The sequence below is a fragment of the Sideroxydans sp. CL21 genome, assembly GCF_902459525.1.
GTDB lineage: Bacteria > Pseudomonadota > Gammaproteobacteria > Burkholderiales > Gallionellaceae > Sideroxyarcus.
Map to the genome: position 1 here is coordinate 2,174,213 of NZ_LR699166.1, position 19,661 is coordinate 2,193,873.

General features: G+C 56.5%; 18 protein-coding genes. 12 read left to right on the forward strand and 6 right to left on the reverse strand.

Translation table 11 applies throughout. From position 1 onward, the window contains the following. Position 1: 1 nt before the first annotated feature. Genes QOY30_RS10130 through QOY30_RS10140 form a run of 3 tightly spaced genes read right to left on the reverse strand, consistent with a single transcriptional unit; the run spans position 2 to position 2,135 of the window. Entirely contained in the window at positions 2-1,204 is a 1,203-nt protein-coding gene (locus tag QOY30_RS10130; protein WP_283744495.1) for an MFS transporter, read from the reverse strand. Continuing rightward, positions 1,185-1,595 (reverse strand): hypothetical protein, encoded by a 411-nt coding sequence (locus QOY30_RS10135; protein ID WP_283744496.1) that lies wholly within the window; start codon positions 1,593-1,595, stop codon positions 1,185-1,187. The genes QOY30_RS10130 and QOY30_RS10135 overlap by 20 nt, the downstream gene beginning before the upstream one ends. A 3-nt stretch (positions 1,596-1,598) precedes the next feature. Next, complete coding sequence (locus QOY30_RS10140; protein ID WP_283744497.1) at positions 1,599-2,135, reverse strand: flavin reductase family protein; 537 nt, start codon at positions 2,133-2,135, stop codon at positions 1,599-1,601. 115 nt (positions 2,136-2,250) lie between these two features. Here QOY30_RS10140 and yoaA point away from each other — a divergent pair, with 115 nt between their 5' ends. Further along, positions 2,251-4,209, forward strand: a complete 1,959-nt coding sequence (gene yoaA / locus QOY30_RS10145; protein WP_283744498.1) for a DNA repair helicase YoaA — start codon at positions 2,251-2,253, stop codon at positions 4,207-4,209. Here the strand turns inward: yoaA and QOY30_RS10150 are convergent. Further along, positions 4,206-5,573, reverse strand: a complete 1,368-nt coding sequence (locus QOY30_RS10150) for a diguanylate cyclase (protein WP_283744499.1) — start codon at positions 5,571-5,573, stop codon at positions 4,206-4,208. The two genes, yoaA and QOY30_RS10150, sit on opposite strands and share 4 nt — an antisense overlap. Positions 5,574-5,740: 167 nt before the next feature. Between QOY30_RS10150 and QOY30_RS10155 the strand changes: the two genes are divergently transcribed. Further along, the gene (locus QOY30_RS10155; RefSeq protein WP_283744500.1) at positions 5,741-7,078 is read left to right on the forward strand and encodes an HD-GYP domain-containing protein; all 1,338 of its coding nucleotides are present in this window, start codon (positions 5,741-5,743) and stop codon (positions 7,076-7,078) included. Continuing rightward, positions 7,075-8,010 carry an ankyrin repeat domain-containing protein gene (locus QOY30_RS10160; RefSeq protein ID WP_283744501.1) on the forward strand — a complete coding sequence of 312 codons (936 nt, stop codon included), beginning with the start codon at positions 7,075-7,077 and terminating at the stop codon, positions 8,008-8,010. The genes QOY30_RS10155 and QOY30_RS10160 overlap by 4 nt, the downstream gene beginning before the upstream one ends. 10 nt (positions 8,011-8,020) lie before the next feature. Here QOY30_RS10160 and selD read toward each other — a convergent pair whose 3' ends face one another. Beyond that, positions 8,021-9,064, reverse strand: a complete 1,044-nt coding sequence (gene selD / locus QOY30_RS10165) for a selenide, water dikinase SelD (RefSeq protein ID WP_283744502.1) — start codon at positions 9,062-9,064, stop codon at positions 8,021-8,023. A 12-nt stretch (positions 9,065-9,076) separates the two neighbouring features. Between selD and mnmH the strand changes: the two genes are divergently transcribed. The 5 genes from mnmH (at position 9,077) to acnA (ending at position 16,154) form a co-directional block, all read left to right on the forward strand. Continuing rightward, positions 9,077-10,117 carry a tRNA 2-selenouridine(34) synthase MnmH gene (gene mnmH, locus QOY30_RS10170; RefSeq protein ID WP_283744503.1) on the forward strand — a complete coding sequence of 347 codons (1,041 nt, stop codon included), beginning with the start codon at positions 9,077-9,079 and terminating at the stop codon, positions 10,115-10,117. 86 nt (positions 10,118-10,203) lie between these two features. Next, positions 10,204-10,635, forward strand: a complete 432-nt coding sequence (locus QOY30_RS10175; RefSeq protein ID WP_283744504.1) for a MarR family winged helix-turn-helix transcriptional regulator — start codon at positions 10,204-10,206, stop codon at positions 10,633-10,635. A gap of 16 nt (positions 10,636-10,651) precedes the next feature. After that, positions 10,652-11,638, forward strand: coding sequence for an HlyD family secretion protein (locus QOY30_RS10180; RefSeq protein WP_283744505.1), 987 nt, complete (start codon positions 10,652-10,654; stop codon positions 11,636-11,638). A 7-nt stretch (positions 11,639-11,645) separates the two neighbouring features. After that, on the forward strand, positions 11,646-13,163 hold the full coding sequence (locus QOY30_RS10185) for a DHA2 family efflux MFS transporter permease subunit (protein ID WP_283744506.1): 1,518 nt from the start codon (positions 11,646-11,648) through the stop codon (positions 13,161-13,163). 300 nt (positions 13,164-13,463) lie between these two features. Beyond that, positions 13,464-16,154, forward strand: a complete 2,691-nt coding sequence (gene acnA / locus QOY30_RS10190) for an aconitate hydratase AcnA (RefSeq protein ID WP_283744507.1) — start codon at positions 13,464-13,466, stop codon at positions 16,152-16,154. A 55-nt stretch (positions 16,155-16,209) separates the two neighbouring features. Here acnA and QOY30_RS10195 read toward each other — a convergent pair whose 3' ends face one another. Further along, complete coding sequence (locus QOY30_RS10195; RefSeq protein WP_283744508.1) at positions 16,210-16,356, reverse strand: hypothetical protein; 147 nt, start codon at positions 16,354-16,356, stop codon at positions 16,210-16,212. A 273-nt stretch (positions 16,357-16,629) separates the two neighbouring features. On the opposite strand from QOY30_RS10195, the gene QOY30_RS10200 reads away from it, so the two are divergent. From QOY30_RS10200 to QOY30_RS10215, 4 genes are all read left to right on the forward strand, one after another. Continuing rightward, entirely contained in the window at positions 16,630-17,778 is a 1,149-nt protein-coding gene (locus tag QOY30_RS10200; protein ID WP_283744509.1) for a YeiH family protein, read from the forward strand. Positions 17,779-17,800: 22 nt separating this feature from the next. Next, complete coding sequence (locus tag QOY30_RS10205; protein ID WP_283744510.1) at positions 17,801-17,956, forward strand: hypothetical protein; 156 nt, start codon at positions 17,801-17,803, stop codon at positions 17,954-17,956. A gap of 6 nt (positions 17,957-17,962) precedes the next feature. Further along, positions 17,963-18,415 carry a universal stress protein gene (locus QOY30_RS10210; RefSeq protein WP_283744511.1) on the forward strand — a complete coding sequence of 151 codons (453 nt, stop codon included), beginning with the start codon at positions 17,963-17,965 and terminating at the stop codon, positions 18,413-18,415. A 236-nt stretch (positions 18,416-18,651) separates the two neighbouring features. Next, the gene (locus QOY30_RS10215; RefSeq protein ID WP_283744512.1) at positions 18,652-19,659 is read left to right on the forward strand and encodes a diguanylate cyclase domain-containing protein; all 1,008 of its coding nucleotides are present in this window, start codon (positions 18,652-18,654) and stop codon (positions 19,657-19,659) included. The last annotated feature ends 2 nt before the right edge of the window (positions 19,660-19,661 follow it).

Below are 19,661 nucleotides of genomic sequence, written 5' to 3' on the forward strand. Positions count from 1 at the left end.
TTCACCGGCGCGCCCCCGCCGTGGCGGGCTGCAAGACTAGCGCAAGCGCCGCGAGCAGACAAAAGACCACGCCCGCGTAAAAGGTAAAGGATGCGCCGAGGCGATCCCATAACAACCCCGCCAGCACACTGGCAAACAGCATCGCCAGTCCGCTCATCAGATTGAAAAAGCCGTAAGCAGTGCCGCGCATGTCGGCAGGCGTCACATCGGCCACCATCCTGGCCAGCAACCCCTGCGTGATACCCATGTGCATACCCCACAATGCAACGCCCGGCAGCACCGTCGTCCAGTGATCGTTGCTCGCCAGCACAAGGTCGGCAGCGATCAAGACTGCAAGTCCCAGTGCGAGCAGTTTATTGTGATCCATCCTGTCAGAAAGCTTGCCGAACGGGTAAGCCGATGCAGCGTATATCACATTCATCGCCACCATCACCAGCGGCACAAGCGCGACGGGTATACCGCCTTGCGCGGCACGCAGGACCAGAAAAGCTTCGCTGAAACGCGCCAGTGTGAACACCGCACCGATGCCGACCACCCACCAATAGGCATTACCCAGACGTTGCATGTTCCCGCGACTGATCGGATTGACCGGCTCTTGTGCTTCCATCTTTTCCGGCTCGTGCAAGCCGAAGAACAGCAGTACCACCGCCAGCAAACCGGGAATCACCGCCACCCAGAATACCGCACGAAAATCGTTGGCCCACAACAGCATCAATCCCGCTCCCAGCAAGGGACCGAGCAAGGCACCCACGGTGTCCAGGGACTGGCGCAAACCAAACGCCGCACCGCGCATTCCGGCTGGTACGATATCGGCGATCAGCGCGTCACGCGGTGCACCGCGCACGCCCTTGCCGACCCGGTCGAGGAAGCGCGCAGTCAGCAGCATGCCGATGCCCGAGGCCAGCGCGAACATCGGCTTGGTCAGCGCACCCAGCGCATAGCCAAACAACGCGAGCGCCTTTCGCTTGCCGAGGTAGTCGCTCAACATCCCGGAGAACACTTTCACCATCAACGCCGAAGATTCGCCGATACCCTCGATCACCCCGACCGTCAAACCGCTGACGCCCAGCACAGTGACCATGAACAACGGCAGCAGGCTGTGTATCATTTCGGAAGAGATGTCCATCAGCAGGCTGACAAAGCCCAGTATCCACACCCCTCTTGGCATACCGGTCAATACTTCATTATTGATCTTGTGCGTCATTCAGTTCGCGCTTGTTGATAAACCGATAAAAGAGATATGGTGCACCCCATATCCAAAGCAGAATCAAAGGCCACAAATGTCCGCTCATTACATCATAGTTCGCCAGCAGCGTCTCCCAGGAATGTCCGGCAACGTAATGAAAGAACAGGAATTCGAACGCCACCGTGAGCGCTAGCCAAAACAGCCCGACGAGCCATGCCTGTCGTGCAGAAGTGAATGGCCGGCGGCGCACATAAAGATAGATCACCACCCCCAGCAATATGATCCCGCCCGCGCAGGAAACCTGGTTCGCGAGCAATGCGGGTAGCAGCTTGCCGTAAGTGAGGTCGCGCAACGCACCATTGGCAATGGAGACCGACAACATGACGAGCCATACCAGGACAAAACGCATTGATCACGCCATCTTCGAAGGAAGCTTGATCGTGTCGCCAGCCACCATGAACACGCCCTTGCCCCGGTGATGAAGCGTACGCGGATTTTTCATGACGGGATCAATCCAGGCCTTAACCACTTCCAGCACGAAGAAATTGTACTTGTTCACCATCCTCGTATCGGCCACCTTGCATTCGAGGTTGGCAAAACACTCGGCGATCAGGGGTGCGGCGACCTGCGAAGCGGGCATCGCTGTCAGCTTGAACTTTTTGAACTTGTCCACCTTGCTGCCCGAACAGTTGCCTACGCCCACCACCTGCTTCGCCAGCTCCACCGACGGAATGCTGAGCACGCATTCCCTGGTCGCCACCAGCGCATCGAAGCTGTGGTTGCGTCCACTGATCACACACCCCACCAGTGGCGGCACGAATTCCATCATCGTGTGCCAGGACTGCGTCATGATGTTTGTCTTGCCTTTGTGTGAGGTCGTCACCATCACCACCGGTCCGGTTTCGAGCAGACCATAGACCTTGGACAACGGAAAGGTTTTCTTAGCCATTTCAACACTCCTTTCACTGAAGGAAAAGCGAAATTCCGGTTTGACGAACTTGCCCATCGCGTAAAATCCCCGCCGCACTATAACGCTGTCCCCAGCCAATAACCATATCCCCACCGTGTCCACCGAAGTCGAACGTTTTTTTTCCGAACAAAGCCCGCTTGCCTCCGAGGTCGCATCCTTCCGTCCGCGTACCCAGCAGCGCGAGATGGCACTGGCCGTGGCGGAGGCGATACGCGACAACGCCATCCTCGTGGCCGAGGCGGGAACGGGGACGGGCAAGACCTTCGCCTATCTGGTACCGGCACTGCTGGCGGGCGGCAAGGTGGTCATTTCCACCGGCACGAAAAATCTGCAAGACCAGCTGTTCCAGAAAGACCTGCCGATGGTGCGCGATGCGTTGAAGGCGCCGGTGTCGGTTGCGCTGCTCAAGGGGCGCTCGAACTATGTATGCCATTACCACCTGGAGTTGGCCCAATCGAACGGCTTGTTCAAGACGCGCGAGGATGTGAAGCATCTCGCCAGGATCGTGAACTACGCCAAGGTGACACAGAGCGGCGACAAGAGCGGGCTGGCCGATGTACCTGAGAACGCGCCGATCTGGATGCATGTGACCTCGACGCGCGACAACTGCCTCGGGCAGGAATGCCCGCAGCACGGGGAGTGCTTCGTGCTCAAGGCGCGCAAGGAGGCGATGGAAGCGGATGTGGTGGTGGTAAACCATCACCTCTTCTTTGCCGATGTGATGCTGCGCGACGAGGGCGTGGCTGAGCTGCTGCCCGCTTGCAATACGGTGATCTTCGACGAGGCCCATCAACTGCCGGAGACAGCGAGCCTGTTCTTCGGCGAGAGCCTCTCCACATCACAGTTGTTCGACCTGTCGCAGGATGCGCGTATCGAGGCACTAACTGGCGCCAAGGATTTTGCGCCGCTTCCGGTGGCATGCGATGAGCTGGAAAAGGCTGCACGCGACCTGCGACTGGCGTTCAAGAAGGAAGGCCGCATGGCTGCGGATGCAACGCAGAACATCCAGGATTTCGCGCCTGCGCTGAAGACACTGGGCGAAAAACTGAAAAACCTTACCGGGTTGCTGGAGAAACAGGCGGAGCGTAGTGAGGGGTTGGAGAATTGCTGGCAGCGGGCGCAGGGATTGGTTGAACAATTGAATATCTGGACAAAAATTTCACCCTCACCCCAGCCCTCCCCCTTACAGGAGGAGGGAACCGGTGTGGTGCGCTGGCTGGAAATCTTCCACCACTCGCTGCAACTCAACACCACGCCGCTCTCGATCGCCGATATATTCAAGAAGCAGATCAGCGGCCACCCGCGCGCCTGGATATTCACGTCAGCGACGCTGGCGGTGAAACAGAATTTCTCGCATTACCAGAACGAGATGGGCTTAACTGAGGCGCGCACCGCATGCTGGGACAGTCCTTTCAATTACCAGGAACAGGCGCTGCTTTATGTACCGCAGAATCTGCCTGAGCCGAACAGCGAGGGCTACACCGATGCGGTGGTGCAAGCCGCATTGCCATTGATCGAGGCCAGCCAGGGGCGAGCCTTCCTGCTCTTCACCAGCTTGCGTGCAATGCAGCGTGCCTATGAAATTTTGCTGGCCGAGTTCGACCGCAAGAACCTGAAGTACCCGCTGCTGATACAGGGCGAGGGCTCGCGCAACGAGTTGCTCACGCGCTTCCGCGAACACGGCAACGCGGTGCTGCTGGGCAGCCAGTCGTTCTGGGAAGGAGTGGATGTGCGCGGCGAAGCATTGTCGCTGGTGATCATCGACAAGCTGCCGTTCGCGCCGCCGGATGATCCGGTACTGGCGGCACGCATCGCCGAGCTGAACAGACAGGGGCGGAACGCCTTCATGGAGTTCCAGTTGCCGCGCGCCATCATCAACCTGAAACAGGGAGCGGGACGGCTGATACGCGACGAGAAGGACCGAGGCGTTCTGATGATCTGCGACCCGCGCCTGATCTCAAAACACTACGGCAAGCGTATCTGGCAGAGCCTGCCGCCGTTCAAGCGCACGCGCGACGAAGCGGAGGCGACCGCCTTCTTTAACAAGACCTAATCCGCCAACTCGCAGCGGTTGCGCCCGTTGTTCTTCGCGCGGTAGAGCGCATCGTCGGCATCCTTGACGATCCTTTCGTAATCGGGATGCCCGTTGTAGGCGGCGACGCCGATACTCACGGTGACCGGCATCATCTTGCCATCGCCCACTCGCATCGGTTCGGCGGCAAAACGCTCGCGTATGGTCTCGGCCACTTGCAGCGCCTGTTCCTTGCCTATCTCGACCAGCACGATGAGCAATTCCTCGCCGCCGTAACGGAAGATGAAATCGCCCACGCGCACACTGGATGTGATCAGATCGGCTGCCTGTTGCAGCACCAGATCGCCCCCATCGTGCCCATGAGTGTCGTTGATGTTCTTGAAGTGATCGATGTCGAGCAGCAGGATCGCGAAAGGCACGTCGCTGTTCCTGGCCAGTGCCAGCTCGCGCATCAGGATGGTGGGCAGGTAGCGGCGATTGAGCAAACGTGTCAGGCTGTCACGCCCGCTCTCGACCTCGATAAAACGGTCAAACATACCGGTCAGCAGGAATTTCGCTTCTCCGATATCGGCCTCAACCTGCTTCATTGCCTCCCGCGCATTGCCGCCGCCTCGGCGCTTCTCGATCAGACTCGGCAGCAGCTTGCGTTCCAGTCTGTCGACACAAACGCGTATGCGCTCCAGTTCAGGCGCTTCGTGAAAGATGATGCTGGCCTTGTGTTGGAGCCACAAACCGAATTCGGAGTGCCGCATCTCGGGCACTCCCGCAGCCTCATCCCCGAGCAGATGCAGAAGGATGTGCTGCGCCCATTCCGAAAGTGCCGCGCGCTGGCGTTCGCGTTCGGCCAGCATGTTCTGTCCCAGCGCGAACATGCGGTACGATTCGTCGGTGCGCACGCTTTTACCCACATTGACGATATAGGAATCGGTCATCGCGGACATGCTCAGTTCCATCACTTCGGAAACGAAGCGTGTCGCCTGCACCAGCCCGGCACGGTCAAGTTCTGTTCCCACCAGGTATTCTGTGATGGCCTGTTTTAGCAGGCGCGTTCCCCGCAGCACCAGCGAAATAGGCATCTGGATACGCGCATGCACCACGCCGACATGGCACTGGTATTTGTATATCTCTTTCGGGTCTTGCTGTTTCAGGGAGAACAATTCGCGCAGCCAGCCTTGCATGGAAGCGTGCAGTCTCTGGCTGACGACATCATGGCTGATGTAGGGCTTGGCTTCCTTGTCGGCCAGCATATGCTCGTAAAAAAGCGTTGCCAGATCGGGCGCGTATTGGTTGACCGTGTCGCAGATCAGTTTTTTTGTTGCTTCGGGTACCTGCTGATGCAATTGTTGCCAGTCGGCCGCAAAATCCTCGATTTTGCTATGTTTCATCCGTTACTCCTCCGTCAGACCTGCTTGTTATTCTATTTTTCATGACATTGTACCCTGAACACGTTCAGGCCATTTTTGTTGTCGGTGGCACTTCTTGGCAGAATGATTGACTGCCTCCCCGGTTTGATGTCCACTGTCGACAAATGCATCAGTATCAACTTTCGACCATGGATTCCACGAACACATTCTTCGACGACCTGAGATTCCATATCGACGAAGACAATCTCTTCGTACGTGCCGAGCAATTGCGCGCGCGTTTGAAGCTGTTACCCTTGATGCTGGTCGCCCAACTGCTGATCGAGCCGCTTTTTGTGTGGCTGATGTGGGATATTGCATCACACCGGCAACTCATCATCTGGCTGGGAGTGGCCGTTCTGCTGCATCTTGCCGAATTGACACTCTGGTTCCAGAACCGGGACAAACTCGACACCATTGAGGAATGCCGGCGCTGGAGCCAGGATTTTTTCAACTTCGCGCTGGTTTTTGGCATGATGTGGGGGGTCGGCACACTGTTCTTCTTTCCGGGTGATCTGCTCACCCAGGTGCTGCTGGTCTGCGTGCTGATGGGGCTTACCGCAGGTGCAGCCACCATGAATTCGATGCATCCGCCCGCCTTCTATGCCTATGTCCTGGGCCTGATGCTGCCGCTCATCTTTCGCGTGATGGTGGAGCAGGACGATACGCACGTCGCACTCGGATCGATGTTGCTGCTGTTCCTGCTGGTGATGCTGAGCTCGGGCCATTTTCTCAGCAAGTTCATCATGCTTTCGTTGCGACAACGTTTTGAAAACGAAACTCTTGCCCAGCAACTCGCCTCGATAAACGATGTGCTGGAACACAAAGTTGAAGAACGTACCGCGGAAGTCGCACAGGTGCGCGACGTGACCATCATGGCAATGGCATCGCTGGCCGAGACGCGCGACAATGAGACAGGCAACCATCTCAAGCGCACGCAAAAATACATGCGTGCTCTCGCCATCAGGTTGCGCGACCATCTGCGTTTTCAAGACTTTCTCACCGAGGACAACATCGAATCGCTGTACAAGCTCGCACCCTTGCATGATATCGGCAAGGTCGGCATTCCGGATGCCATCCTGCTCAAGCAAGGCAAGCTCACGGCGGAAGAGTTCGAGATCATGAAGACCCATCCCACGCTCGGCGGAAATGCCATTGCCATGGCAGAGAGCGGATTGCCCACACCCAACCGATTCCTGCATATCGCCCGCGAGATCGCCACCGGCCATCATGAAAAATGGGACGGCAGCGGTTATCCGCTGGGGCTCAAGGGAGACGCCATCCCCATCTCGGCGCGTCTGATGGCAGTGGCCGACGTATACGATGCCCTCATCAGCCGCCGCATCTACAAGCAGCCGTTCTCGCACACTGATGCGGTGGCATTCATATTGCAAGGACATGGCAAGCATTTCGATCCCGACGTGGCAGATGCCTTTCTGGCAATACAAGAGGAGTTCCGGCTGATCGCCGAAAAATATCAAGACGAATGAATCCAAGACTCCTCAATCTACTCGGCGGCGACGAGGATCTCTATCCCCACTTGCTGGAGGAAAAATTTCCGCGCGTGTTCAACAAGCTGCTTGAACTATGGGAAACACCGCACATCGAGCAATACCTGCAGGATCTGATGGTGGACAAACGAGGCGGGACCCGGGAAGGGTTTCCGATCGAAGCGGCAGGAGAAATCATTCGCCTCGGCAATTATCTCCACGCGTTGCATAACCAGGGCAAAAAGATCAATGCATGGGACGACATCCCTGAATACAAACGCCAGGAACTTGTGCAATACGGCTACGACTTTACGGGGCTTGGGCTGCTGCAATCGGTCGATGACAACAATCAGAATGCGGTGCAGATCTTTCTGTCTTGCGGCGTTGATCTGGAGGTGCGCGACGACCGCAACTGGACGCCGCTGATGGTCTCCGCCTTCAATGGCAACCTGGATTTCGCACGCTTGCTGATCAAATGCGGTGCCAGAGTCTCCACGAGAGACAAGAACGGTTACACGCCGTTACATTGGGCTGCATACAACGGTCACGTTGATGTACTGAAATTGCTGATCGAAAAGGGTGCCGAGCCGGATACGAGAAGTCATACCGGTTGGACCCCATTGATGCAGGCTGCAACCCGCGGGCATTTGCTTGCCTGTGCCTACCTGATTTTCAGGGGCGCCGACGTCAATTCGGCAACCACTGACGGCTGGACGTCATTACACAAGGCTTCCAACAACGGACACACTGAAGTGGTCAAATTGCTACTCGGCAAAGGGGCCAATTGTTTTGCAAAATACCAGGACGGCAGCACGCCGCTCGATCTTGCCATCAAGGCCGGTCATCAGGACATCGTTGCCTTGTTGAATCAGTATGCAAAGTTTCAGGCCGCACCGGATTCCAAAATACCGGGTTTACGCCTGGAGCCGTAACCGGGCGCTCTCAGCGCATCCTGACCCGCGCTTCTCCGGAAACCATCTTCCCGACCACCCGCGCCGCAGCGAATCCCTGCTCGAGGAAGGTTGCCAGTATCCGGTCTGCCTCGTTCGCCGCGCACGCCACCAGCAATCCGCCGCTGGTCTGCGGATCGCACAACAGTTTGCGCTGCCACTCGGAAAAACCTGGCGGCAAATCCACTTCCGCACCGTAGCTGCTCCAATTGCGATCAGCCGCACCCGTGCTGTAACCCTGTTCGGCCAAACGCAACGCCACCGGCAGAAACGGCAGCGTGTCGTATTCCAGTTCGGCACCCAGCTTCGAACCGCGACACACTTCCAGCAGATGTCCGAGTAACGCGAAGCCGGTGACATCGGTCATTGCATGCACACCCGGCACTCCCCCCAGAGTCGCACCGACTCGATTGAGTTGTGTGGTCGTATCCACCATCTGCCGATAACCTTCGGCATCAAGGTCGCCTTTTTTCAAAGCAGCACTCAATACGCCCACCCCCAGCGGCTTGCCCAGAATGAGTACATCACCCTCCCGTGCCCGGTCGTTGCGTTTGATGTGATCGGGATGGGCAACACCTACCGCGACCAGACCATAGATCGGTTCGGGTGCGTCGATGGAATGTCCGCCGGCGATCGGGATCCCTGCCGCTTCGCACACCGAAGCGCCCCCTGCGAGGATGTCGCGTATGGTATCCAGCGGCAGTTTATTGATGGGCATGCCCACGACGGCCAGGGCGAGAATCGGTGTCGCACCCATGGCATACACATCGGACAAGGCATTGGTTGCGGCAATGCGCCCGAAGTCGCGGGCATCGTCCACAATGGGCATGAAGAAATCGGTGGTGACGACGATCGCTTGCGTGTCGTTGAGTTTGTAGACCGCGGCATCGTCGCTGCTTTCGGTACCCACCATCAGGTTCGGGTAAGATGGCGGGAGCGGCATTGCGGCCAGCATCTCGGCCAATACCGCGGGTGCGATCTTGCAACCGCAACCGCCGCCGTGGGAATACTGTGTCAATTTGATTGCGTCGTTCATACAAAATAGTCTATGCAAAATCCAAGGGTCGCCACCGTATCACAACTGTCCGATTTCGACGAAATCATCGACGTTCGCTCCCCCGCCGAATACGCGGAAGACCATATCCCCGGCGCGATCAGTGCCCCCGTGCTGAACGATGAGCAGCGCGCGGAGATCGGCACGCTCTACACGCAAGTCTCGCCGTTTGTGGCCAAGAAGCGCGGAGCAGCACTCATTGCGCGCAACGTCGCACAGCATCTGGAAACCTCCTTCAGCGACAAGCCGAAACAATGGAAACCGCTGGTGTATTGCTGGCGCGGCGGTCAGCGCAGCGGCGCGATGGCGCACATTCTGGCGCAGGTCGGCTGGTCCACCGGCAGGCTGAGCGGCGGTTACAAGACCTACCGCCGCCATGTTCTCGCCGAACTGGAATCATTGCCCGCTACTTTGCAGTTCCGGGTGGTCTGCGGCCCGACCGGTTCCGGCAAGAGCCGCTTGCTGCGCGTGCTACAGGAACAGGGTGCCCAGGTGCTCGACCTGGAAGCGCTGGCGCAGCATCGCGGCTCCCTGCTCGGCAATCTTCCCGACGAAGTTCAACCCGCGCAGAAGATGTTCGACAGCCGTTTGTGGGATGCACTGCGCCGCTTCGATGCCCGGCACCCTGTATTTGTGGAGGCAGAAAGCAAGAAGATCGGCCTCATCAACACGCCCGAATCGCTGCTGCACAAAATGCGCACCTCGGATTGCCTCCTGATCGAAGCGCCTGTCGCGGCGCGTGTGCAGTTGCTCATCGAAGACTACAAACACTTTTTAAGCGACCCGGGTCTGCTCGTGCAGCGTCTCACCCCCCTGTTGCCGCTGCATGGCCGTCAAGTCCTCGATCATTGGCAGATGCTGGCCGAGCAAGGGGAATGGGCTGCTCTGGTTGAAAAACTGTTGACCCAGCATTACGACCCGGCCTATCGGCGCTCCACTGCCAGCAACTTCACCCGCCTGTCCGCGGCAAAAGTACTTCTGCTCGACAATCTTGATGACGCCACGCTACGTGCAGCTACCGCCGCCTCGCTATAACCCTACTAACCAATTATTTACTCGACAAAATCGCCCGATTGCACGAAAATACTTAGCAAGCTAACAATTAGTACACCAACAACCGCATGAAACCTCTGGACGAACAATTCGCTGAAACTTTGCATCTGGTCGCACACGCCTGGCGCACCGAGTTGGACAGACGGCTGCGGCCATTGGGTTTTTCGCATTCGCGCTGGCTGCTGTTGATGCATCTTTCGCGCCACGACGGCTGCACGCATTGCGAGCTGGCACAACACATGGGTATAGAAGCCGCAACCCTGGTCAAGCAGGTCGATCACATGGAACAGGAAGGACTGCTCAAACGCTGCGGCAGCGAGACCGACCGGCGCGTCAAACACCTTTACCTGTCGTCCGACGGCAAGAAAGCGGTGGAGATCATACGCAGCAATGCCGCCGAGTTGCGCAAAGAGATTCTGGACGGATCGAGCAAGGAAGATATCCGCAACGCCATCACCGTGCTGCAGAACGTCCGCGACAAACTGGCCGGAGAGCCGTAACAACAGGAAATGACTCATGGAACGCCTGAAAGCGCATAAAAAGAAGATCATCATCGCGCTGGTGATTGTTGCGTTGATTGCCGGTCTGTCATTTGCCTATTTCGCCAGGCTTTCGCGCAGCACTGAAAATGCCTACATCAACGCGGATGTGGTGAATGTGGCTGCGCAGGTCAGCGGTCGCGTCATTGCCGTGTACGTCAAGGACAACCAGCATGTTCACAAAGGCGATGCACTGTTCGACATCGATCCCGAACCTTTCTCCATCGCTCTCGAACGTGCCCAGGCAGATCTTGCGCTGGCGCGGCAATCTGCCCGCCAGGATAACGCTGAAGTCGCCGCCGCACGCGCGCTGGTCTCCCAAGCTGAAAGCGACCTGGCCAATGCTCGCAACACCTACACCCGCGACAAGGAACTGGTTGAGCAACATTTCCTCTCCCAGCAATCTCTGGAGGATGCCCAGACCCGCATGCAGGCTTTGCAGGCAACGCTGGAACAGGCACATGCCAAACTGGCCAAGGCCCTGTCGGCTCCGGAAAAGACCAGCGAGCGCGGTGATGTGCTGAAGGCACAAGCCGCCATCGATCAGGCCAAACTCGACCTGGAACACACGCATGTCATTGCAGCGCAGGATGGGCAGATCAGCAACCTGTCGCTCACGGCAGGATCGCTGGTAGGCGTCGGCGTACCACTGTTCGCGCTGATCGCGGATAACAGCTTTCATATCGATGCCAACTACAAGGAAACCGAACTGGTCGGCATCCACCCCGGTCAGGACGTGGACATCGAGATCGACATGTATCCCGGCCAGCATTTCAAGGGTACGGTGGAAAGCATTTCCGGCGGTACAGGCACTGCCTTTTCGCTGCTGCCGCCGCAGAACGCGACCGGCAACTGGGTGAAGATCGCGCAGCGCGTTCCGGTACGTATCAAGTTCGCCCCCACGGATGCGGCCCATCCGCTGCGCATCGGCGCCACCGCAACCGTGAGCGTGCAACTCAAGTAACGCCGACATGAGCGGCAACCGGATACTGATCAGCGGCGCAGTGATGGCGGCGACCATCATGCAGGTGCTGGACACCACCATCATCAACGTGGCGCTGCCCAACATGGCGGGGCAGCTCGATGCCACGCCCGACAATATCAGCTGGGTACTCACGTCCTACCTGATCGCCTCGGCCATCATCATGCCGCTCACCGGCTTCATCACGGACCGTATCGGCCAGAAACGGTTCCTGCTGATCAGCATCGCCGGTTTCGTCATCACCTCGGCTTTGTGCGGCATGGCAACCAGCCTTGCCCAGATGGTGACGTTCCGCTTCCTGCAGGGTGTGTTCGGCGCGGCCCTGGTACCGCTGTCGCAGTCCATCATGCTGCAAGTCTTTCCAGGCGAACAACGCGGCAAGGCCATGGCGATCTGGAGCATGGGTGTCATGGTCGCGCCCATCATGGGGCCGACCCTCGGCGGCTGGCTCACTGAAGCGATCAGCTGGCGCTGGACGTTCTACATCAACCTGCCGGTCGGCATCGCTTCCTTCGTGCTCGCCATGCGCCATGTTCCCGATACGCCCACGCGCGAGCGGCGCATGGACTGGCTGGGCTTTGCTACGTTGGCATTGGGTATAGGAGCACTGCAACTGGTACTGGACCGCGGCAACCAGGACGACTGGTTCAGCTCGCAGACATTGACCTTTGCCGCCTGCGTCACGGTAGTCTCTTTGGCCTTCTTCATCTTTTACACGCTCACCGGCAAGCATCATCCCTTGTTCGACCTGCGCATCTTTCGCGACCGCAACTTCCTGGTCGCCAGCCTGATCATGACCACCATCGGCATCGGTTTTTTCGGCGGCATGCTGCTGCAATCGCTGTTTCTGCAGAACTTCCTCGGCTACCCCACTTTTGAAGCCGGTCTCTACATGGCGCCGCGCGGACTGGCTTCGTTCCTGGTAATGATCTTCGTCGGCAAGTTCGTCAACAAGATCCCGCCGCGCAATTTCATCCTCACCGGCATCTGCGCCAGTATCGCGGGCAATTATCTGATGACGCGCTTCACCGGCGACATCACCGCGCACGACCTGATCGTGCCGATGATGCTGCAGGGGGTGGGCATGGGCCTGATCTTCGTGCCTATCTCCACCCTTGCCTTCACCACTCTGCCCAGAGAAGCTGCAGCCGAAGCTGCGGGGATTTACAGCCTGATTCGCGCGGTCGGTTCCTCGTTCGGTATTTCCATCCTCGCCACCTATTTTTCGCGCAGCACGCAAAAAAGTTGGAGTTTGCTGCGCGGTGATATCACCCCGTATAGCGAGACCCTGCGGGCCTATCTCGCCCCGCTCCATCTCGGCGTACAAGATCCGCAAGGCATTGCAATGGCTGCCAGGGCAGTGATGCGTCAGGCACAGAACATCGGTTACATCGACAGCTTCTGGTTCGCCACACTCAACTTCGTGATGATGCTGCCGTTGCTGCTGCTGGTGCGCACACCGAAGAAAAGTACGACCGCTCCACAGCCCGGTGTAATCCTGGAATAGGTCTCCGGGCAAAGCCGGGAACACCGAAAACTAACGTCTGCTTGAGAATATGTCCGTCTTATCGTTCATTTCGTCGTCATCTGTACGGAAGTTAATACTGATTATTACTAATTCAGCAAATCCGGCAAACTGAATGGCCGACCTCCCAAAAGCCCTTTTGTAACGGGCTTTCCGGGAACATCCTGAACATTTACTACGTCTCCCTGCAGGCTGCACGCCGCGCTATAATCCTTCGCCATCACCGTTTTGTCCTTTGGAGCTAATGCATCTTTCTCGTTTCATACTTTGGAGCCATTCGTCATGTCCCACAATCTGTTCGATACCCGCAAGACTTTCAACCTCTCCGGCAACAAGCAATCAATACTGTATTCCTTGCCCGCACTGGAAGCTGCAGGCGTAGGTAAAATTTCGCGCCTGCCGGTCTCTATCCGCATTGTGCTGGAATCGGTGCTGCGCAATTGCGACGGCAAGAAGGTGACGGAAGCACATGTGCGACAACTGGCGAACTGGAAACCGAATGCGGCACGCACCGACGAGATACCCTTTGTGGTTGCGCGCATCGTGTTGCAGGACTTCACAGGTGTACCGCTGCTGGCCGACCTCGCTGCAATGCGCGATGCCGCCGCCAAGATAGGCAAGAATCCCAAGATCATCGAGCCGCTCGTTCCCGTAAATCTGGTCGTTGACCACTCGGTGCAGATCGACTACTTCAACCAGCCCGATGCCCTGAAGCTGAACATGGAGATGGAATTCGAGCGCAACACCGAGCGCTACCGCTTCATGAAATGGGGCATGCAGGCATTCGATACCTTCAAGGTCGTGCCACCCGGCATCGGCATCGTGCACCAGGTCAACCTGGAATATCTGGCGCGCGGTGTGGTGCAAAAGGACGGCGTGACTTATCCCGATACACTGGTGGGCACCGACAGCCACACCACCATGATCAACGGCATCGGCGTAGTCGGCTGGGGCGTGGGTGGCATTGAGGCGGAAGCAGGCATGCTGGGCCAGCCCGTGTATTTCCTGACACCGGATGTCGTCGGCGTACACCTGAAAGGCAAGCTGCGCGAAGGCGTCACCGCGACCGACCTGGTGCTGACCGTCACCGAACTGCTGCGCAAACAAAAAGTGGTGGGCAAATTCGTCGAGTTCTTCGGTGAAGGTACTTCCGCCCTCACCCTGCCCGACCGCGCCACCATCGCCAACATGGCCCCCGAATACGGCGCCACCATGGGCTTCTTCCCGGTGGATGTAGTCACCGTCAATTTCATGCGCAGCACCGGACGTACCGATGAGGAAGTCGCTGCCTTCGAAGCTTACTTCAAGGCGCAAGGCTTGTTCGGCGTGCCCAAGGACGGCAGCATCGATTACAGCGGCGTGGTGGAACTGGACCTGGACAGCATCGAGCCTTCGCTGGCCGGTCCGAAGCGTCCGCAAGATCGCATCACCCTGTCCAAGATGAAGGAGTCGTTCAATACCCTGTACAGCAAGCCCATCGCCGAGAACGGCTTCAACCAGCCCGCCGACAAACTGGCCAAACGTTTCGCCACCGGCAAGGACAACACCAATATCGGCAACGGCGATGTGATGATCGCCGCCATCACCAGCTGCACCAATACCTCCAACCCAGGCGTGCTGCTGGCGGCGGGTTTGCTGGCCAAGAAGGCGGTCGCGAAAGGATTGACCGTTGCACCGCACATCAAGACTTCGCTGGCTCCCGGATCTCGCGTGGTCACGGAATACCTGACCAACGCGGGCCTGTTGCAATCCCTGGAAAAACTGGGCTTCAGCGTGGCCGCATACGGCTGCACGACCTGTATCGGCAATGCCGGCCCTTTGCGCGAAGACATCGACAAGACTATTACCGACAACGGCCTGATCTGCGCGGCAGTGCTTTCCGGCAACCGCAACTTCGAGGCACGCATCCACCCGAACCTGAAAGCCAACTTCCTCGCCTCTCCCCCGTTGGTGGTGGCCTACGCAATCGCGGGCAAGATGAACATCAACCTCGATACTGAGCCGCTGGGTACAGGCAAAGACGGCCAGCCCGTCTTCCTGAAGGACATCTGGCCGAACAGCGCTGAGATACAGACCGTGATGAAATTCGCTGCCGATCCGGCAGTCTATCGCAAGCTGTATTCCGACCTGACCAAGGATCTGCCGTTGTGGAACGCCATCAAGGCGCCCACCGGCGAACGCTATCAGTGGGATGACTCCACCTACATCGCGCGTCCGCCGTTCTTCGATGCCGCCGTGCCCAAGGTCGGCGACATCAGGGGCGCGAAGGCACTGGCACTCATGGGCGATTCGGTAACCACCGACCACATCAGCCCGGCCGGCAGCTTCAAGCCCACCACACCCGCAGGCAAGTATTTGCAAGAACATCACGTGGCTGTTAAGGACTTCAACAGCTACGGCTCGCGCCGCGGCAACCACGAAGTGATGATGCGCGGCACGTTCGCCAACGTGCGCATCAAGAACCTGATGCTGCCGCCGAATGCGGACGGTAGCCGCGTCGAAGGCGGCTACACCCTGTACAAGGGCGAGCAAGTGGCGATCTATGACGCCGCGATGAAACACATCGCCGACGGCACACCGACGGTGATTTTTGCGGGCGAGGAATACGGCACAGGCTCAAGCCGTGACTGGGCAGCAAAAGGCACACAGCTGCTGGGCGTGAAGGCCGTCATCGCCAAGAGCTACGAACGCATCCACCGCAGCAACCTGGTGGGCATGGGCGTCTTGCCCTTGCAGTTCAAAAGCAGCGACAGCGTCGCGAGTTTGCATCTGACCGGGGACGAGACCTTCGATCTGGTTGGCATCAGCGACAACATGAAGCCGCAACAGGATGTAACCCTCACGATCACGCGCAAGGATGGCAGCAAGCAAAGCGTCGCGCTCCTCCTTCGCATCGACACCCCGATCGAAGTGGACTACTACCGTGCGGGCGGCATCCTGCCGTATGTATTGAAGGAGTTGGTAAGCCGGTAAGCAGTGGCCAGCACAAGAGGGGCGAGCATCTACTCCTCTGGTGCTGATTGTCGCTTCAAGCCCGAACCACGTCGATACTTGGATGATGAATTGAAGAAAGCCCTTGCGTAAATATAGCAAGGGCTTTTTTTATTCCATAAATTCTTTCGTCGAAACCATCGTTCCCAAGCATCCGGAAATGATATTTCTTCTTTGTAGCCATTCAAGATACCCATGCTCAGTTCAAGTAATAGATCATGGTATATATGTTTGGTATATATCCTATCTAGCCAAATAGGCATATCCTTCTCTTTGCGTGGATATTTTTGTCGAAGGGAACGGCATGAATGAACCAGCAAGCGTCCAAATATGTATCGGATAAAGATTCACGCAGAATCAGATTCAAGCTGTATAAAAATCAAAGCCTCAAAGCAATATTTTTTACCCTGAAACGTTAGAGTTCGCCACTTTTGCTCATACCTAATAAGGAGTAATTATGCATAATGAATCGCATGGTTTTTTTCGTCAGCTTCCCCGCGCTATTCCCGGTCTGGCCTTGATAATCATCACCATGGTGGTGATACGCCTATGGATCGAACCATGGATGGCACATACCAAGATTCTTGGGATGGAAAAGCCGCTAACCGATGCTTTCCACCTCAACTATATTCTGCTTGGCATTCTCTGCGGCCTGCTTTATCGCAATGTGATTTTCGGCGGGAAAATGCCGGAAATTTTTGTTGACGGTTTCAAGCTGTCCCGTCTCATGATCAAAACCGGCATCATCATGCTGGGTTCTCTCTATACCTTCTCGGCCATTGTCCAGTTGGGTTCGATGGCGATCTTCCTGATTGGCGGATTCGTCATCATGACCATCATCATGGTGTTGTGGCTGGGCAAGTTGTTCGGGTTGGACCGTTCCATGACTGCTGTACTGGCCAACGCCCTGAGCATCTGCGGCGTTAGTGCAGCCGTGGCCACCTCACCTGCAGTCGAGGCCAAGGCAAGTCACGTTGCCTATGCCATCGCGACCATACTGGGCTTCGGTATCCTCACCATGTTCATCAGCCCGTTCATCGGTCATGAACTCGGCCTGACCGACCTGCAGTACGGTGCATGGATCGGAACCGGCATACTCAACTCCGGCCAGGTACTGGCTGCAGCTCTCGCTTTCAATCCCAACGTGGCACCGGGTACTGCAGTATCGATCGCCGAGATATGGAACATCATGCGCGTGATTTCCATTCCCTTCGCAGTATTCGCAGTAACGATCTGGTATTGGGCTGGGAAGGAAGAATCTGACAGCTCGGGAAAGAAAAAAAGCCTGGGCACGCTGCTGGTCGAAAAATTCCCGGTGTTTGTCATCGGTTTCATGGTCATGGTGTTCTTTACCAGCATGGGCGCCTTTGGCGATGTCGGCATCAAGGGCGGGCCTCCCGCCTCGGAAACGATCAAGACATTGCGCCTCGTGATGCAATGGATCTTCGGCTTTGGCCTGGTTGGTCTGGGCGGATTCATCGATTTCAAGGAACTGCGCCAGGCAGGCGGCACGCCACTCAAACTGGGCCTGATCGTAGGCACCACCAAATATGTTCTGGCGCTGGCCGTCGTGTATCTGATCAAGGATTATCTGGTATCAATCTAAATTATTGTAAGGAGAAATCATTATGGTTACTCAACAAAAACCGGGAAGTGAGACCATCGGCGCCATCGGCCCGAAAAGCAAGATGACGCTATTCAAGGATGACCGCGCTGAAGATATTGGCGCCATTGTTCTCACTGTGTTAATTGTCGCCGTCATCGTGCTTCTGAAAATGAAGTAGGCCTGTATGGACATCAAAAATATTGTTGTAGCGATAGATGGTTCGGATGCATCGCAAGAGGCATTGAACCATGCCATCGATCTGGCCCGTCAGAACCGTACATGCCTGACGGGCCTCTTCATCATCGATACCCAATGGGCTGATTTTATCGGCAACGACTGGCAGTCATCCAAAGGGGCGAGACAAGGTTTCCTCGACTATATCCGCAAGGAACAGGAAGAACAGGCCGAAGCGGCGCACATGCAATTTGAAAAAGCCACACAAGGAATGGCACAAACCTCATTCTCGGTTCATGCGGGCGATCCCACAGAAGTCCTTTTGGCGCAGGCCTCGTCCGAGGATACCGGGATTTTGATCGCAGGCCGGTGTGTCTTTCAAGTGAGCGGCAGGCCCAGTCTGAAATCCCTCGCTTCAACCTTGGAAAAGAAGGCATCCCGCCCCCTGCTCCTGTTTCCCTAACCACGATGTCATATCAGGTAATTATTATCCGAATGTCAGATAAGGCTATGCAAGCATACGTATTTCGCCATATATGTAAATCTGTTTAATTGATGTAAGGTTTCTTCTGAGACTATACGAACACTGCACTGATAAAGGACCCTGTGCCAATTGAAAATTACCCTGCCTATATTTTTCAAAAGTGAATTTCACCCATTAAAGTGAAAACACTCTAGCCGCGATACATGGGGATGACCATGGTTGAAAAAAAAATTGTACCCAGTGATTCAGGAAACAAAGGTAACCCACACCTGCACAATGACACTGCGCATCTTGCTTTTCATGACTCGCTAACCGGACTCCCCAATCGTGATTTGTTTGTTGAACGGATGAATCGTGAACTGGCTCGTGTTCGCCGTTACGAGAGCAGCTTTGCGTTGATCGTGCTTGATCTGGATGGGTTCGAGGCTGTGAATGACATCAATGGTCACGATGCTGGTGATCGGGTGTTATGCGATGTAGCCGATCACCTGGCTTCCACAGTGCGTGATGTTGACACAGTCGCTCGAACGGGTGGTGATGAGTTCGCCATTTTATTGGACGGCATAAAGAGCAAAAAAGAAGCAGAGTTCGTTGCCCTGAAAATCATAAAATCGATGTCCGGCCCCATCAAGTTGGGCAACGGCACACATATCAAAATCGGGGCCAGTGCAGGCGTCGTCTTGAGCCCGCAAGATGGTTATCTGGCCGAACAACTAATGCTGCGCGCAGATCAGGCCATGAATGTCGCCAAGAACAACGGCAAGGGTCTGATAGGCTTTGGCAGAAACATGCAGGCTCCCTCCAAAAGGATGAACCAGCCTTTCCCGGCATCGCCATCAGGCAATCAGAACCTGGGGATTTCCATCCTGGACGAACAGCACAAAGCCATGTCCAATTTCATCCAGGGAATCATTGAGTCACTGAAGAATGGGGATCATTCAACAAAACTGCTGAAGAGAGTTGATCTTCTGGTCGAACTTTGTCGGATACATTTCAAGACAGAGGAAGACATGATGCAGCTCTATGACCTGGAATGCCTGGATGAACATCGCGCCGAACACCAGGTGCAGTTGAAAAACCTGAGATTAATATTTGGCAACCTGAATTTCAATGAAAAGGAACTGGCAAAATTGACTCACGAGGTCAATGAGTGGCTATCGGAACATATCAGGGAACGGGATGCTGAGCTTGCCGCGCAATTGATAAGCAAGGGGGTTTCCTGAGT